This is a genomic window from Methylobacterium sp. Leaf456 (assembly GCF_001425465.1).
Taxonomy (GTDB): domain Bacteria; phylum Pseudomonadota; class Alphaproteobacteria; order Rhizobiales; family Beijerinckiaceae; genus Methylobacterium.
This window is the reverse complement of sequence record NZ_LMQV01000003.1, coordinates 136281-151477: the sequence shown is the minus strand read 5'-3', so window position 1 is coordinate 151477 and position 15197 is coordinate 136281. Positions and strand designations below refer to the sequence as shown.

General features: G+C 69.8%; 10 protein-coding genes. 7 read left to right on the top strand and 3 right to left on the bottom strand.

Going from position 1 to position 15197, the window contains the following annotated elements:
• Positions 1 to 28: 28 nt before the first annotated feature.
• Entirely contained in the window at positions 29 to 808 is a 780-nt protein-coding gene (locus tag ASG52_RS04945; RefSeq protein ID WP_056239887.1) for a DsbA family protein, read from the bottom strand.
• A 320-nt stretch (positions 809 to 1128) separates the two neighbouring features.
• Here ASG52_RS04945 and ASG52_RS04940 point away from each other — a divergent pair, with 320 nt between their 5' ends.
• Entirely contained in the window at positions 1129 to 2172 is a 1044-nt protein-coding gene (locus ASG52_RS04940; RefSeq protein WP_082552360.1) for an HD-GYP domain-containing protein, read from the top strand.
• 58 nt (positions 2173 to 2230) lie between these two features.
• Entirely contained in the window at positions 2231 to 3403 is a 1173-nt protein-coding gene (locus ASG52_RS04935; protein ID WP_056239880.1) for a pyridoxal phosphate-dependent aminotransferase, read from the top strand.
• A gap of 258 nt (positions 3404 to 3661) precedes the next feature.
• Here the strand turns inward: ASG52_RS04935 and ASG52_RS04930 are convergent, their stop codons facing one another.
• Positions 3662 to 6670 (bottom strand): Rne/Rng family ribonuclease, encoded by a 3009-nt coding sequence (locus ASG52_RS04930; protein WP_056239878.1) that lies wholly within the window; start codon positions 6668 to 6670, stop codon positions 3662 to 3664.
• An 802-nt stretch (positions 6671 to 7472) separates the two neighbouring features.
• A complete protein-coding gene (locus ASG52_RS25945; RefSeq protein ID WP_286158944.1) occupies positions 7473 to 7772 on the bottom strand; it encodes a hypothetical protein in 300 nt (99 codons plus the stop codon).
• Positions 7773 to 7958: 186 nt separating this feature from the next.
• Here ASG52_RS25945 and ASG52_RS04925 point away from each other — a divergent pair, with 186 nt between their 5' ends.
• The 5 genes from ASG52_RS04925 to ASG52_RS04905 all read left to right on the top strand — a co-directional run bounded on the left by ASG52_RS04925 (position 7959) and on the right by ASG52_RS04905 (position 15162).
• The gene (locus ASG52_RS04925) at positions 7959 to 9251 is read left to right on the top strand and encodes an N-acetylmuramoyl-L-alanine amidase (RefSeq protein ID WP_056239876.1); all 1293 of its coding nucleotides are present in this window, start codon (positions 7959 to 7961) and stop codon (positions 9249 to 9251) included.
• 156 nt (positions 9252 to 9407) lie between these two features.
• A complete protein-coding gene (locus tag ASG52_RS04920) occupies positions 9408 to 11831 on the top strand; it encodes a penicillin-binding protein 1A (protein WP_056239874.1) in 2424 nt (807 codons plus the stop codon).
• Positions 11832 to 12124: 293 nt separating this feature from the next.
• Positions 12125 to 13225: a dimethylsulfone monooxygenase SfnG gene (sfnG, locus tag ASG52_RS04915; protein WP_056239873.1), complete on the top strand. Its 1101-nt coding sequence runs from the start codon at positions 12125 to 12127 to the stop codon at positions 13223 to 13225.
• Between the two features lie 185 nt (positions 13226 to 13410).
• Positions 13411 to 14670 (top strand): SfnB family sulfur acquisition oxidoreductase, encoded by a 1260-nt coding sequence (locus ASG52_RS04910; RefSeq protein WP_056239870.1) that lies wholly within the window; start codon positions 13411 to 13413, stop codon positions 14668 to 14670.
• A gap of 108 nt (positions 14671 to 14778) precedes the next feature.
• A complete protein-coding gene (locus ASG52_RS04905; protein ID WP_056239867.1) occupies positions 14779 to 15162 on the top strand; it encodes a DUF3024 domain-containing protein in 384 nt (127 codons plus the stop codon).
• Positions 15163 to 15197 lie beyond the last annotated feature (35 nt).

Genomic DNA, 15197 nt, shown 5'->3' with positions numbered 1-15197 from the left:
GCCGCCGACGGCGCGGGCAGATGTCACCTCAGCAGCTCGCGTGGCCGCACTGGCGCACGTCCTGGATGGTCTTGCGCATGGCGTCCACGCCGACGGCGCCGGGCAGGATCTCGTCGCCGATGACGAAGGCCGGGGTGCCCGACAGGCTGAGCTTGTCGCCGAGCCCCACGTTCTCGGCGAGCGCCGCCTTCACCTCGGGCCCTTGCGCGTCCTTCTTCAGCCGCTCGACGTCGGCGCCGAGTTCCTTGCCGACGGCCAGCGCCCGCTCGGCGTTGATGCGGCCCTTGGTCTCCAAGAGCTTGGCGTGGAAGTCGAACATCTTCTCGGGCTTGAGCTGGAGCTTGGCCGCGAGCGCCACCTTGCTGGCCTCGAGCGACTCGGCGCCCAGCACGGGGAAGTCCTTGAGCACCACCCGCAGCTTCGGATCGGACTTGATCAGCGCCTGCACGTCGGAGAACGCCTTGCGGCAATAGCCACAATTGTAATCGAAGAACTCGACCACGGTGATGTCGCCCGCGGGGTTGCCGGCCACGATGCCGTGGGGCGAGTTGACCAGCGCCTCGCGCGACTCCTTCAGCGCGGCGGCCTGGGCGAGCTTCTGCGTCTCCTGGGCGCGGCGCTCGCCCTCGGCGATGGCCTCCTGCAGCACGTCCGGGTTCTTGACGAGGTAGTCCTTGACGATGCCCTCGATCGCCTTGCGCTGGGCGTCGGTGAAGGCTGCTGGCTCTTCCGCGAAGGCCGCCGGGACCGCACCGAGCAGGAGAGTGCCGGCGAGCGCGAGGGCCGGAACGGAGCGGAAGGGCTGCATCGATACCTCGAACGATTGAGGGCCGGCCTCCGGCGACGGAGGCGGCCGGGGAACGGCAGGCGGGGTTATGACACGCCGCGTTATGACACGCGCGGGCGACTTCGCCGATGCGACTCTTTTCGGCCGGCTCCGCGGGACACCGGTTTCGAGTCCTGCCGTCGCGGTGCGGCGTTTTCGCGGCACCGCACGGTGGAAGCGGCGAAGTCGAAGGATGATGTGTTTCCGGCCGCTCTATGAGATCGGATTAGCGGAATGATAAGTTCCACCCGTCACAAGTTCGGGACAGAATCGGTCATAGGGCGGATGGGATGAATCGCGGCGTGATCGTCGTCCTCAGCGACCGACCCGACCGGAGCAAGCCGCTGGTCGATGCGATCAACGCGGTGGCCGAGTGCCGGGTCGTGGGCACCGACGAGACCTGGGACCGGATCGGCCCGTTCGGCGGCGTCGTCGCCGACATCACCCTGAGCCGCCCGGAGGCCAAGAGCTGCCTGCGGCGGCTGGCCAGCCGGCCCGGCCGCTCCCGCGCGCCGCTGATCTACCTGACCCGCAGCGAAAGCCAGTCGGCCTTCACCGAAGCGCGCAACCTCGGCGCCACGATCTGCCTGTCGGCCCATGTCGAACCCCGGATGGTGGTCGGCTCGCTCGTGCGCGAGATCTGGCCGGAGAAGTCGGTGGCCGACCTCGTGGTCACCCGCGAGATCAAGCGCGCGGGCGCGACGATGACGACCCTGCTCAAGAGCGCCGAGACCGGCCCGATCGACATGAAGGCGGTCGACGGCGGCATCGATCCGGTGCTCGACGCGATCCACGACGGCGGCCTGTCGCGCTGGCTCGACGAGGTCTGGGCCTACGACGACGTGACCTTCCAGCACTGCCTGCTGGTCTCCGGAACGGTCGCGGCGTTCGCCCTCAGCCTCGGCCTGGCGCAGACCGACCGCCAACTCCTCACCCGCGCCGCCCTCGTCCACGATGTCGGCAAGTCGCGCATCCCCCACGCCATCCTGAACAAGCCGGGCCGCCTCGACGACGACGAGCGGGCGGTGATGCAGACCCACGCGCCGATCGGCCACGAGATTCTCAGTGCTTCGGGCGGCTGCGATCCGGTCACGCTCGCGGTCACGCGCCACCACCACGAGATGCTCGACGGCTCCGGCTATCCCGACGGCCTCAGCGCCGCGCAGATCGCCGACCCGGTGCGCCTGCTGACGATCTGCGACATCTACGCCGCCCTGATCGAGCGCCGCCCCTACAAGAAGCCGATGGCGACCCGCGACGCCCTCGCGATCCTCGCGGCGATGGACAACAAGCTCGAAGGCGGCCTGGTCCAGGCCTTCGGCCGGGCGGTCGAGAGCGCACCGTAGGGTGTACCCGCCGCGATCTGCTATGGGCGGCGCTCCCCGCGAACCCGGAGCCCGCTTAATGCCGACCGAGTCCAGCCTCTCGCTCTCGCGCCGGGCCGAGGCCGTCGCGCCCTTCCTCGCCATGGACGTGATGGCCGAGGCCGGCGCGCGGGAGCGGCGCGGGGAGGGCGTGATCCACATGGAGGTCGGCCAGCCCTCGGCCCCGGCGCCGCGGGCGGTGATCGCGGCGGCGCAAGCCGCGCTGGCCGATGGGCGCATCCCCTACACCGAGGCGCTCGGGATGCCGCGGCTGCGCGAGCGCATCGTGCGCCACTACGCCGAGACCTACGGCGTGCGGATCGCGCCGGAGCGGGTCGTGGTGACGACGGGCTCGTCCGCCGGCTTCGTCCTCGCCTTCCTCGCCCTGTTCGATGCGGGCGCACGGGTCGGCGTGCCGTGCCCCGGCTATCCGGCCTATCACGGCATCCTGCGGGCCCTCGACCTGATCCCGCAGCCGATGATCCTGCGGGCCGAGGACCGCTTCGCCCCGACCAGCGCCCTCGTGCGGGAGGTCCACGCGGCGCAAACTCTCTCGGGGGTTCTGGTGATGAGCCCGGCCAACCCGTCCGGCACGGTGATCGAGCCGGCCCGCCTCGCCGACCTCTCCGCCACCGCGCGGGACTTGCGCCTGCCGTTCATCTCCGACGAGATCTATCACGGCCTCAGCTACGGCGTGCCGACCGCGACCGCGCTCGAGTTCGATGCGGATGCCATCGTCATCAATTCGTTCTCGAAGTTCTATTGCATGACCGGCTGGCGCATCGGCTGGATGGTGGTGCCGGAGCGGCTGGTGCGGCCGATCGAGCGGCTGGCCCAGAACCTCTACATCTCGGCGCCCTACCTCTCACAGGTCGCGGCGCTGGCGGCCTTCGACGCGCTCGACGAGATCGGCACCGTGCGCGACGGTTACAGTCGCAACCGCGCCCTGCTCCTCGACACGCTGCCGGGCTTAGGCTTCACCGGCATCCACCCGGTGGACGGCGCCTTCTACCTCTACGCCGACATCGCCAAACTTTCGGGTGACGCCACCAACTTCTGCCGCCGCATGCTCGCCGAGACCGGCGTCGCGGCAACCCCGGGCCTCGATTTCGATCCGGGGGAGGGCGGCCACCACGTCCGCTTCTCCTTCGCCGGCTCGGAGGAGGCGTGCCGCGAGGCGGTGGTGCGGATCAGGGGGTGGTTGGGGCGGTAGCGGAAGGTTCAACGCGGGCTGAGGCAGAGTCTCAACCTCGCGTTCTTACTCACCACCGTCATTCCGGGGCCGCGCAGCGGAACCCGGAATCCACCCGTAATGCGCGGCTTTGGAGGGCGTCGCGGCCCGCCGTGGATTCCGGGTTCGCCTTCGGCGCCCCAGAATGACGGCGGGAAATGAGGATTAAAGCCGGTCTGTTAGGCCAGAAGCCGGCTTGCCGACAGGGGCCGGAAAACGATCCCGGCCCCATCCTTCCACTTACTCCCCGCTGATCGCGGCCTTCGTGCGCGACCACCAGCCGGCGCGCTTCGGGCGGTTCGGGTCGGCGGGGGTGAGGACCACAGCCACCGGCTCGGGGGCGGGCTCAGGGGCCGGGACGGGCTGCGGCAGCGATTCCGCGGCGACCGGCTCGGCCTCGGGGGCGGGGACGACCGGCGGCGGCGCGGCGGTGGCGCCATCGCGGGCATCGACCGAGACCGTGGTCACGTCGGCGGCGCTGACGGGCTCCTCTGGGCCGACCGGAAGGGTGTCGACGGCAGTCTCCTCGGCATGCGCCTCGGCCCGGCCCTCATCGACCTGCGCCGCGTCGGCGTCGCCCTCCGCCTCGTCCTGAACGCCGTCCTGCGCCTCGTCGCGGGTGCGGGCGCGGCCGCGACCACCCCGGCGACCCCGGCGGCGGCGGCGGCCGTTGCCCTCGTCCTCGTCGGAGGCGGCCTCGGTCGGCTCGGCGGCCTGCACGGCCTCACCGGTCACGGCCTCGCCGGCTTCCTCGGCGCCCTCGCCCTCGTCGGACTCCTCGGAGCCCTCCTGGCCCTCGTCGCCGTCCTGGCCGTTCTCGTCGCCGTCGGCGCGGGATTCACCCTCGCCGCCGCGTCCGCCACGACGGCGGCGACGGCGACGGCGGCGCCCGCCGCCCTCCTCGTTCGCCTCCGGCGCCGGGCGGCTTTCGGCGGCGGGGGCCTCCTCGGCCTCGGCCTCGACGGCCTCCTCCTCGACGACCTCATCCTCGAAATCGTCGGCATCGTAGGCCGGCGAGATCGCCGTCGCCCGAATGCCGCTGACCGGCGCGGCGTTCTTCACCGCGAGGTCGCCGCGGTCGAGCCCGAACGGCGAGGTCGCGGCAAGATGCTGGTCGGCCACGACCGTGATCGTGACGGAGAAGCGCTGCTCCAGATCGTAGAGGTGCGCCCGCTTCTGGTTGAGGATGTAGAGCGCCACCTCGGCATGGGTGCGCAGGATCAGGTTGTGCGAGGCGGACTTGAGCAGCGCCTCCTCCAGCGAGCGCACGATGTGCAGAGCCACCGAGGAGGTCGCCCGCACGAAGCCCGAGCCGCCGCAATGGGCGCAGGGAATCGAGGAGGATTCGAGCACGCCGGTGCGGATGCGCTGGCGGCTCATCTCCAGCAGGCCGAACGGCGAGATGCGCCCGACCTGGATGCGGGCGCGGTCGTTCTTGAGCGCCTCGTTGAGCCGCTTCTCGACCGCGCGGTTGTTGCGCTTCTCCTCCATGTCGATGAAGTCGATCACGACGAGGCCGGCGAGGTCGCGCAGGCGCACCTGACGGGCGACCTCTTCGGCCGCCTCGAGGTTGGTCTTGAGCGCGGTGTCCTCGATGTCGTGCTCGCGCGTCGCGCGGCCGGAGTTCACGTCGATCGAGACCAGCGCCTCGGTCGGGTTGATGACGAGGTAGCCGCCCGAGCGCAGGGCCACGTGGGTCGAGAACATCGCGTCGAGCTGCTGCTCCACGCCGTAGCGGGCGAACAGCGGCGCGACCTCGCGGTACGGCTTCACGACCTTGGACTGGCCGGGCATCAGCATCCGCATGAAGTCCTTGGCCTCGCGGTAGGCGTCCTCGCCCGAGACCAGAACCTCGTCCAGATCCTTGTTGTAGAGGTCGCGGATCGCCCGCTTGATCAGCGAGCCCTCCTCGTAGACCAGGGCCGGCGCGGTCGAGGACAGCGTCAGTTCGCGCACGCTCTCCCACATGCGCATCAGGTATTCGAAGTCGCGCTTGATCTCGGGCTTGGTGCGCGAGGCGCCGGCCGTGCGCAGGATGATCCCCATCCCCTCCGGCACGTCGAGGTCGGACACGACCTCCTTCAGGCGCTTGCGGTCGGCGGCCGAGGTGATTTTCCGCGAGATGCCGCCGCCGCGGCCGGTGTTGGGCATCAGCACCGAGTAACGGCCGGCCAGCGACAGGTAGGTGGTGAGCGCCGCGCCCTTGGTGCCGCGCTCCTCCTTGACGACCTGCACCAGGATGATCTGGCGGCGCTTGATCACCTCCTGGATCTTGTACTGGCGGCGGTAGGCGCGGGGGCGCTCGGGGATCTCGGCCAGGGCGTCGCCCGCACCGCCGACCTGGGCGACCCGCGGCTCGCCGTCCTCGTCGTCGGACTCGTCATCCTCGTCGGAATCGTCCGAATCCTCGTCGTCTTCCTCGGAATCGTCTTCGTCGTCGGAATCGTCGTCGTCCTCGTCGGATTCGTCCGAATCCTCGTCGACGTCGGGGGAAACGGCGCGGGCCTCCTCGGTGACGGGGGCGGAGGCGGCAACGGGCTCCGGCGCAGCCTCGTCGGCAGCGGGCTCCGCGGCCTCGACCGGCGGATTCGGCGCCTCGGAGATGGCGGAGGGCTCGACCTCAGGCTCGGCGGAGGCGGCCGCCTCGGCGCCCGGCTCCAGGGCCGATTCGGGCAGGGCCGCGGAGGCGTCGCCGCCCGGCACGGGCGTCTCTTCGGAAGCCACGGCCTCGCCGCCCTCCTCGACGATCGCGGCGCGCACGGCCTCGATCGCCTCGGGGCTGTCGGAATCGGCGGACGGGCCCTCGCCGGGAACAGCCGCGTCGGCGCTCACGGCCGTATCGGACGCATCCTCGGCGGAGACGGTCTCGTCGCCGCGCGCGCCGCGGGCCTCGGCCCGGCGCCCGCGCGTGCGGCGGCCCCGCGTGCGGCGCTCCTCGCGCTCGCGGTGCTCCTCCTCCTCGCGCGCCTCGGCCTCCAGCAGCGCGAGGCGGTCGGCCATCGGGATCTGGTAATAGTCCGGATGGATCTCGTTGAAGGCAAGGAAGCCGTGGCGGTTGCCGCCGTACTCGACGAAGGCCGCCTGGAGCGAGGGCTCCACCCGGGTCACCTTGGCGAGGTAGATGTTGCCCCGCAGCGGCCGGCGGTTGGCGGCCTCGAAGTCGAATTCCTCGACCCTAGAGCCGTGGACCGTGACGACCCGGGTCTCCTCCGGGTGCGTCGCATCGATGAGCATCTTGTTGTTGGCCATGACGAACTTTCGACATGGCGGCCGACGTCGTTTCCCTCGCGCTCGCGCCGCGTGGTCCCGGCGGCGCCGCCCTCGGCCTCAGGGCCGGTGGGGGAGTGGCGCGTGCCGGCCTCGTCGCCGAGGTCGCGGAAGCTGCGGGGAGGGGATTGCCGTCAACCGCCGTACGGCGCCGGGCATCGGCGCGCTGGGGGTTGAACAGGGCCGGCACGGCGGGAGACGCGGGGCAACGCGGAACCCGCGCGCCACGAGCACGAGCAACGGCAACCGATGCTGTGCGTCCTACCATCCTTGAACCGGCCTCGCGAACTGAGCGGACCGTCGAGCGGCCCTTTGAGATTTCGTGGGCGCGGCGTTCCCCGGATAAGCCCGAGTAGACCGCGAACGCCGTGACACCCGCCCGCATGCCGGGAGGCGCCGACTGAACGCTGAAGCAATTCGAGCGAGGCAGGCGCCGTCACGGGACCCGGGCGCCCCCGAGGGCCGCCGAAGCGCCGGCTCGGGAATGGGGTCGATACCATTACAGAGTGTCGCGGGATGAATGCAAGGGGCTCATGCGTTGACGCCGTCTTCGCGCGCGTCGGCCGAGGGCAACTCCGCGGCCTCGCGATGGTGGGACCGCGAAGCCGTACAGAACGGCCTCGGGCTTCACATCATGCCCGCCCCGACCACCAAGATAAGGCGCCCGGAACACAAGCCACACACACGATACGCCGAATACATCAGCGATGATTCACATCAGGACAAACGACATTCGTAGAACTATTTCAGACCTCACGTCGGAGCGACGGGGCGCATCCGGCCTTCAGGGCCGGCTGGAATAGGGAGGGATGTCGACAAGGGTTCCGATCAGACGCAGCAAGGCTTGTTGTTCGGGCTTTCCGGACGCCGTCGTCAGAAAGCTTCCCAATTCGATATGGCTGTGCCGACCGCCGGATGGCCCGTTCGGCTCGTGGATGACGAAGGCTCTCCCGTCGGCGGGCTCGCGCCCGAGATACCAAGCGTCGCCGCTCGGACTGCGATACAGCTCACGTCGCTCTGACATCGGAACCGCCTTCTGCTTGGCGCCACCATACCTTAGCGGCGGGTGGATCGCGAGGGACATGGGACGGGAACGGCCGAACGGGCCGGCCGGTCTCGGATTTTGGACGCGGCCCAGGCGTTCCCCGGCGACGAGGCCGGTGTCGCGCCGGCACAACAACGGCCCGGCAACCGACGCGCGCGGGGTGAGGAACGGTTAACCATCCCGGCCGTATCCCGTATCGGAGGCTTTCGGAACCTTGGCCGACCGATGCAGCCGCGCACCCGCACCTTTCGCTTCGGACTTCTTCGCTCCCTGGCCCTCGCCGGGGGGCTGCTGGCTCTCGCCGGAAGCCTGCTCCTTTCCGGCCCGGCGCCGGCGCAGGACGGGCCCGCCCGAAACGCGGCGGTCGCCATCGCGGCCGATCTCGCGAGCCAGGGCGGAACGACCAAGCTCGTGCTCACCCTGTCCAAGCCGGTCGAGGCCCGCGCCTTCGTGATGGAGCGGCCCGACCGCGCCGTGATCGACCTGCCGGAGGTGAACTTCCAGGTCGGCGCGGAGGCCGGGCGCAAGCGCGAGGGCGTCGTCGCCTCGTTCCGCTACGGGCTGTTCGCGCCCGGCCGCTCGCGCATCGTCGTCGATCTCGCCGGGCCCGCGGTGGTCGATGGGATCGAGACGGTGACGACGCGCGGCGGGGCGACCCTCGTCACCATCCCGTTCCGTCGGGTCGAGCGCGACGCCTTCCGCAAGGCTTCGGTGGCAGGCGATCCGAACCCGTCCGCCGCCAAGACGCCCGCCCCGCGGGAGGCCGCCGACACGCGGCCCCTCATCGTGATCGATGCGGGCCACGGCGGCATCGATCCCGGCGCCATCGCGGCGACCGGCGTCTACGAGAAGGACATCGTGTTCGGCTTCGCCCGTGCGCTGTCCGAGCGCCTGGAGGCGACCGGCCGCTACCGCATCGCCCTGACCCGCGACCGCGACGTGTTCGTGGCGCTGTCCGAGCGGGTGCGCATCGCCCGCGAGGCCAAGGCCGACCTGTTCGTCTCGATCCACGCCGATTCGATCTCGTCGGCCCCGCAGGTGAAGGGCGCCACGATCTATACTGGCTCGGAAAAGGCGACCGACGGCGAATCGGCGCGGCTGGCCGAGCGCGAGAACAAGGCCGACGCCGCGGGCGGCTCCGACGCGGGGGAGGGCGCCAGCGACGTCGCCGACATCCTGCAGGAGCTGACGCTGCGCGAGACCCGCGGCTTCTCGGCGGGCTTCGCCGGCAAGCTCATGGGCCAGCTCTCGCCGGTGATGGAGATGAGCGCGAAGCCCCACCGCGAGGCGGGCTTCCGCGTGCTGCGCTCGCCCGACGTGCCGTCCGTGCTGGTCGAACTCGGCTATCTGTCGAGCAAGAGCGACCTCGAGAAGCTGCTCTCGGAGGAATGGCGCACCAAGGTGACGGGCTCGATGGCCAAAGCCATCGATCTGTTCTTCGCCGGCCGGGCGACGCTGTCCCGCCCCGGCGCGAGCCCGCCGCGCAAGGCGGCCTCCATCGCCCCAGTTTCACCATAGAACCGGTGTCGATACGGGGCCTTCACGAGAGGCCCCCGTCCGCCAGACGCCGCGCGGATCGCGCGGGGCCTCGATACGAGCCCTGAGCCGGGGCTGGCCCCTTGTGCCGAGCCCGAGCCTCAAGCGCGCAGCGGACGAGCGACGGACGGACACCGGATGCGTTTCATCCTGCGATTCTTCGCTTTCCTGTTCTCGGCGGGCGCGGTGATGTTCTGCATCGCCGCCGCCGCGGGCGCGTTCTTCTACTGGAAGTACAGCCAGGACCTGCCCGACCACGCCGCGCTCGCCAACTACGAGCCGCCGGTGATGACCCGCGTCCACGCCGCGGACGGCTCGCTCTTGGCCGAATACGCCCACGAGCGGCGGCTCTACCTGCCGATCCAGGCGATGCCCAAGATCATCGTCGCCGCCTTCCTCTCGGCGGAAGACAAGAATTTCTACAAGCACGGCGGCATCGACCCCGAGGGCATCGTCCGCGCGATCCTGACCAACGCCCAGTCGGGCAAGAAGCAGGGCGCCTCGACCATCACCCAGCAGGTCGCCAAGAACTTCCTGCTCTCCAGCGAGCAGACCTACGACCGCAAGATCAAGGAAGCGCTCATCGCGCTGCGGATCGAATCGACGTACTCGAAAGACAAGATCCTCGAGCTGTACCTGAACGAAATCTTTTTGGGCACCATCGTGCCCGGCCGCAACCTGCACGGCGTGGCCGCGGCCGCGCTGGATTACTTCGGCAAATCGGTCCACGAGCTGACCATCAACGAGGCGGCCTATCTCGCCGCGCTCCCGAAGGGCCCCAACAACTACCACCCCTACCGCAAGACGCAGGCCGCGCTCTCGCGCCGCAACGAAATCATCGGCCTGATGGCCCAGAACGGCTACATCACCCAGGACGAGGCGGTGGAGGCCAAGAAGCAGACACTCGGCGTCAACCCGCGCGTCGCCTTCCCCAATGCCGCCAACGCCAACTACTTCACCGAGGAAGTGCGCCGCGAGATCTCCGAGCGCTACGGCGAGACCAAGCTCTACGAGGGCGGCCTGTCGGTGCGCGCCACCTTGGACCCGAAGATGCAGTCCTGGGCCCGCAAGGCGCTGGTGGACGGCCTCGTGCGCTACGACCAGGGCCGCGGCTGGCGCGGGGCCGAGCGGCAGGTCGATCTCGTCGGCCGCGACTGGGGTCTCGCCGTCTCCGAGATGCCGTCGCTCGGGGATATCGCCCCCTGGCGGCTCGCCGTGGTGCTGAGCACGTCCGGCGGCGTGGCACAGATCGGCCTCCAGCCGCGGCGCGAGGCCTCCGGTACCGTCTCAAAGGACCGCGAGACCGGCTCGATCACTGCGGAAGGCGTGAAGTGGACCGGCCGCGCCGTCGCTACCGCGCTGAAGGTCGGCGACGTGGTCTACGTCGAGCCGCTGGATACCGGCCGCGCCCTCTACCGCCTGCGGCAGAAGCCCGAGGTGTCCGGCGCCATCGTGGCGATGGACCCGTACACGGGCCGCGTCCACGCCATGGTCGGCGGCTTCTCCTACGACGAGTCCGAGTTCAACCGCGCGACCCAGGCGATGCGCCAGCCCGGCTCCTCGTTCAAGCCGCTCGTCTATTCGGCGGCGCTCGACAACGGCTACACCCCGTCCTCGGTGGTGCAGGATTCGCCGATCACCATCGAGGCCGGCCCCGGCCAGGAGGCGTGGTCGCCGTCGAACTACGACGGCAAGTCCGGCGGCCCGCACACGCTCCGCTACGGCATCGAGCACTCGAAGAACCTGATGACGGTGCGCCTCGCCAAGGACATCGGCATGCCGCTCATCGCCGAATACGCCCGCCGCTTCGGCGTCTACGACGATCTGCTGCCCGTGCTGCCGATGTCGCTGGGCGCGGGCGAGACCACGGTGATGCGCATGGTCACCGCCTACTCGATGCTGGCCAATGGCGGGCGGCGCATCCGCCCGACGCTGATCGACCGCATCCAGGACCGCACCGGCGAGACGATCTACCGCCACGACAACCGCAAGTGCATCGGCTGCGAGGCGGAGAAGTGGTCGGGTCAGGACGAGCCTAAGCTCGTGGACGAGTCCGAGCAGGTGCTCGACCCGCTGACCGCCTACCAGATGGTCTCAATCATGGAGGGCGTGGTCCAGCGCGGCACCGCCACCCTGCTCAAGCAGATCGGCAAGCCGCTCGCCGGCAAGACCGGCACCACCAACGACGCCAAGGACGCGTGGTTCGTCGGCTTCTCCCCCGATCTCGCGGTGGGCGTCTATCTCGGCTTCGACAAGCCACGTTCGCTCGGCGACCGGGCGACCGGCGGCGGGCTGGCTGCCCCGATCGTGCTCGACTTCCTGAAGGTCGCGCTCAAGGACAAGCCGCCGACGCCGTTCCGCGTGCCGCCGGGCATCAAGCTGATCCGCGTCAACGCGTCGTCCGGCACCCGCGCCGGCTCGGGCGAGGGCGGCGGCACCATCCTGGAGGCGTTCAAGCCCGGCACTGCCCCGCCCGACGCCTACGTCGCCGCGCCGTCCGGCCCACCCGCCACGGTCCCGCCGGACGCCGGCGCCGCCGCCCAGGCCGGCGGGGTGTACTGAACCGAGCGATTTTTTCGCGATGAAGGAGCCGCCCCGCCGGGGCGGCTTTTTTCGTTTCGGCGACCGTTCGCCGGCAGCGGAGCGGCATATCGTATTCAGGAAAACGTTTGTCGCATCGGCACGAATTTCCGAAGAACGACCTTTCCCATCGTCGCCGAAAAAGGCCCGATCCTTCCTTTGACGAAGCCACATCGCAGGACGATGATTTGGAAAGATCGAGACGTGATCGAGCAAAGCTCACGATCCCGCGCTCCGATGCTTCCGACAATCACCGAACCCGAGCGAAGTCGCCCATGTCCATCCGTACACCTTCCGAGCCGATCCGCTTCGCCTACTGGGTGCCGAACGTCTCGGGCGGCCTCGTCATCAGCAAGATCCCTCAACGCACCAGCTGGGACGCCGCCTACAACCGCAAGCTTGCGCAGATCGCCGAGGAAGCCGGCTTCGACTACGCCCTGACGCAGATTCGCTTCACCGCGGGCTACGGCGCCGAGTACCAGCACGAATCGGTCGCCTTCAGCCACGCGCTCGCCGCCGCGACCACCCGGCTCACCGTCATCGCCGCGATCCTGCCAGGGCCCTGGAACCCGACGCTGGCCGCCAAGCAGATCGCCACGATCTCCGAGCTAACCGAGGGACGCATCGCCATCAACCTCGTCTCGGGCTGGTTCTCCGGCGAGTTCCGCGCCATCGGCGAGCCCTGGCTCGACCACGACGAGCGCTACCGCCGCTCGGAGGAATTCCTCCGTTCCCTTCGCGGAATCTGGACCCAGGACAACTTCACCTTCCGCGGCGATTTCTACCGCTACAGCGACTACACCCTGAAGCCGAAGCCTGGCCGGTTGCCGGAAATCTTCCAGGGCGGCTCCTCGCGGGCGGCGCGCGACATGGCGGCCCGGGTCTCCGACTGGTACTTCACCAACGGCAACACGCCCGAGGGCATCAAGGCCCAGGTCGCCGACCTCCAGGCCAAGGCGCGCGAGAACGGCCACACGGTCAAGGTCGGCGTCAACGCCTTTGTCATCGCCCGCGAGACGGAAGCGGAGGCCCGCGCCGTCCTGCAAGAGATCGTCGACCACGCCGACCCGGACGCCGTGAAGGCCTTCGGCCACGAGGTGAAGAACGCCGGCAAGGCGAGCCCGGAAGGTGAGGGCAATTGGGCGAAATCCACCTTCGAGGACCTCGTCCAGTACAACGACGGCTTCAAGACCAACCTGATCGGCACGCCGGACCAGATCGCCGAGCGCATCGTCGCGCTGAAGGAAGTGGGCGTCGATCTCGCGCTGCTGGCGTTCCTGCACTTCCAGGAGGAGGTGAAATACTTCGGCGACGAGGTGATCCCGCGGGTGCGGGCGCTGGAGGCGGCGCGGGCCGAGCGCGCGGAAGCCGCCTGAGCCAACCCATCCCCCATCCATTCCCCCTCATCCTGAGGTGCCGGAGCGCAGCGGAGGCCTCGAAGGAGGGCTCTAGGGATCGCGCGCTTCGCTGGAGCCCTCCTTCGAGGCCCGCTGACGCGGGCACCTCAGGATGAGGAGATGGGTGGGACATCGCAGCCTCTGCCCAACGCCGGAGACCCCTCATGACCATCGCCGTCAGCCCCACCACCGCCGAAGCCGGCAGCCGGCCGCAGGGCGTGCCCGGCCCCGCCCGCCCGCAAGCCCCCGCCCACGTCATCCGCGACGACGCCGAGGCGATCCGGGTCGCGCACGAACTCGCCAAACAATTCCGCGAGGGCGCGTCCGAGCGCGACCGCACCAACGCCCGCCCGCTCGCCGAGCTCGACGCCTTCTCGCAAAGCGGCCTGTGGTCGATCAACGTGCCCAAGGCCCATGGCGGGCCGGAAGTCTCTTACCGGACGTTGGCGCAGGTCATCGCCATCCTCGCCGCGGCCGATCCGTCCATCGCCCAGATCGCCCAGAACCATCTCGGCATCGTCGCGGCGATCCGCACGGTGTCCGATGAGGCGCAGCAAGCCGAGCTGTTCGCCGAGGTGCTGGCCGGCACCCGCTTCGGCAACGCCTTCTCCGAGAAGGGCACGAAGCGCGCCGCCGAGTTCGAGACCCGCTTCACCGATCACGGCGACCATGTCATCGTGCGGGGGAAAAAATTCTATGCGTCGGGGGCGCTACTCGCCCATCTCGTGCCGATCGTCGCCCTCGATGAAGAGGGCCGCGCGTGGTACGCCATCGCGGATCGTGACGCGCCGGGGCTCACCGTGATCGACGACTGGTCGAGCTTCGGCCAGCGCGGCACCGCGAGCGGCACGGTGATCATCGACGACGTGCGCGTGGAGAAGCACCGCCTGGTTCCGGCCTGGCGCGGCTACGAGCATCCGAGCGCGGACGGCGCGATCTTCCAGATCATCCAGGCGGCGGTCGATGCCGGCATCGGCCGGGAGGCGCTCGACGAGACGATTGCCTTCGTGCGCGAGAAGGCCCGCCCCTGGATCGACAGCGGCCAGGAGCGCGCCTCCGACGACCCCTATACCATCCGCGCCGTGGGCGACCTGACGATCCGCCAGCACGCCGCCGAGGCGCTGCTGGACCGTGCCGGCCTCGCCATCGACGCGGCGGTGGCGAACCCGACCGCGGAGAGCGTCGCGGCGGCGCAGATCGCGACCGCAGAGGCCAAGGTGCTCACCACCGAAGTCGCGCTCACGGCCTCGAACACCCTGTTCGAGTTGTCGGGCACCCGCTCGACGCTGGCCGAGCACAACCTCGACCGACATTGGCGCAACGCCCGCACCCACACGCTGCACGATCCGGTGCGCTGGAAGGTGGCGATCGTCGGCAACCACGCCCTCAACGGCGTGAACCCGCCCTTCCACGCCTGGAGCTGAGTCGACGCGGCGGGCGGGTTGCCGAAGCGGGCCGCCCGCCCGATCCTGGGACCGCCCAACACGCGGAGCCGGGACGATGCGGCGGAGAGAACCTGGATACCGGGCAGGATGGCCAAGGCGAAGCCGGCCCTGCCCGACGAGGGGGAGAAGCAGAAGATCGTCGCGGCCTGTGACGCGTTCGTCCGCGACGTGTTCAAGCCCCGCTTCCTGCCCGAGATCCGACCGAGCGAATGGAATTACGTCATCGACATCCGCGGCGCCTGGGCCGGGGGCCGCTACCGCTTCATGCAGCGCTACCGCGTCGGGTCGGGCGAGAATGCGGGGGAAGAGTTCGACGCGCCCTTCGCCCGCCTCGTCCGGACGGGCCACGACCGGTTCGACATCGACTGGATGCGACATACGGGCCAATGGTGGCCGGTCTACGAGAGCCTGAGCTTAGAGCAGGCCTTGCACATCATCGAGACCGATGGCGTCCTGCACCCCCATGGCTGACGGGGATACCGTATCCCCACTGTCGATGGGGACAC

What these genes read in the sequence shown, in the direction of transcription:
- ASG52_RS04935 (WP_056239880.1), top strand. Translation starts at nt 2,231, where the DNA reads ATGCCGACCGAGTCCAGCCTCTCGCTCTCGCGCCGGGCCGAGGCCGTC.
- ASG52_RS04910 (WP_056239870.1), top strand. Translation starts at nt 13,411, where the DNA reads ATGACCATCGCCGTCAGCCCCACCACCGCCGAAGCCGGCAGCCGGCCG.
- ASG52_RS04945 (WP_056239887.1), bottom strand. Translation starts at nt 808, where the DNA reads ATGCAGCCCTTCCGCTCCGTTCCGGCCCTCGCGCTCGCCGGCACTCTC.
- sfnG (WP_056239873.1), top strand. Translation starts at nt 12,125, where the DNA reads ATGTCCATCCGTACACCTTCCGAGCCGATCCGCTTCGCCTACTGGGTG.
- ASG52_RS04925 (WP_056239876.1), top strand. Translation starts at nt 7,959, where the DNA reads ATGCAGCCGCGCACCCGCACCTTTCGCTTCGGACTTCTTCGCTCCCTG.
- ASG52_RS04905 (WP_056239867.1), top strand. Translation starts at nt 14,779, where the DNA reads ATGGCCAAGGCGAAGCCGGCCCTGCCCGACGAGGGGGAGAAGCAGAAG.
- ASG52_RS04930 (WP_056239878.1), bottom strand. Translation starts at nt 6,670, where the DNA reads ATGGCCAACAACAAGATGCTCATCGATGCGACGCACCCGGAGGAGACC.
- ASG52_RS25945 (WP_286158944.1), bottom strand. Translation starts at nt 7,772, where the DNA reads ATGTCCCTCGCGATCCACCCGCCGCTAAGGTATGGTGGCGCCAAGCAG.
- ASG52_RS04920 (WP_056239874.1), top strand. Translation starts at nt 9,408, where the DNA reads ATGCGTTTCATCCTGCGATTCTTCGCTTTCCTGTTCTCGGCGGGCGCG.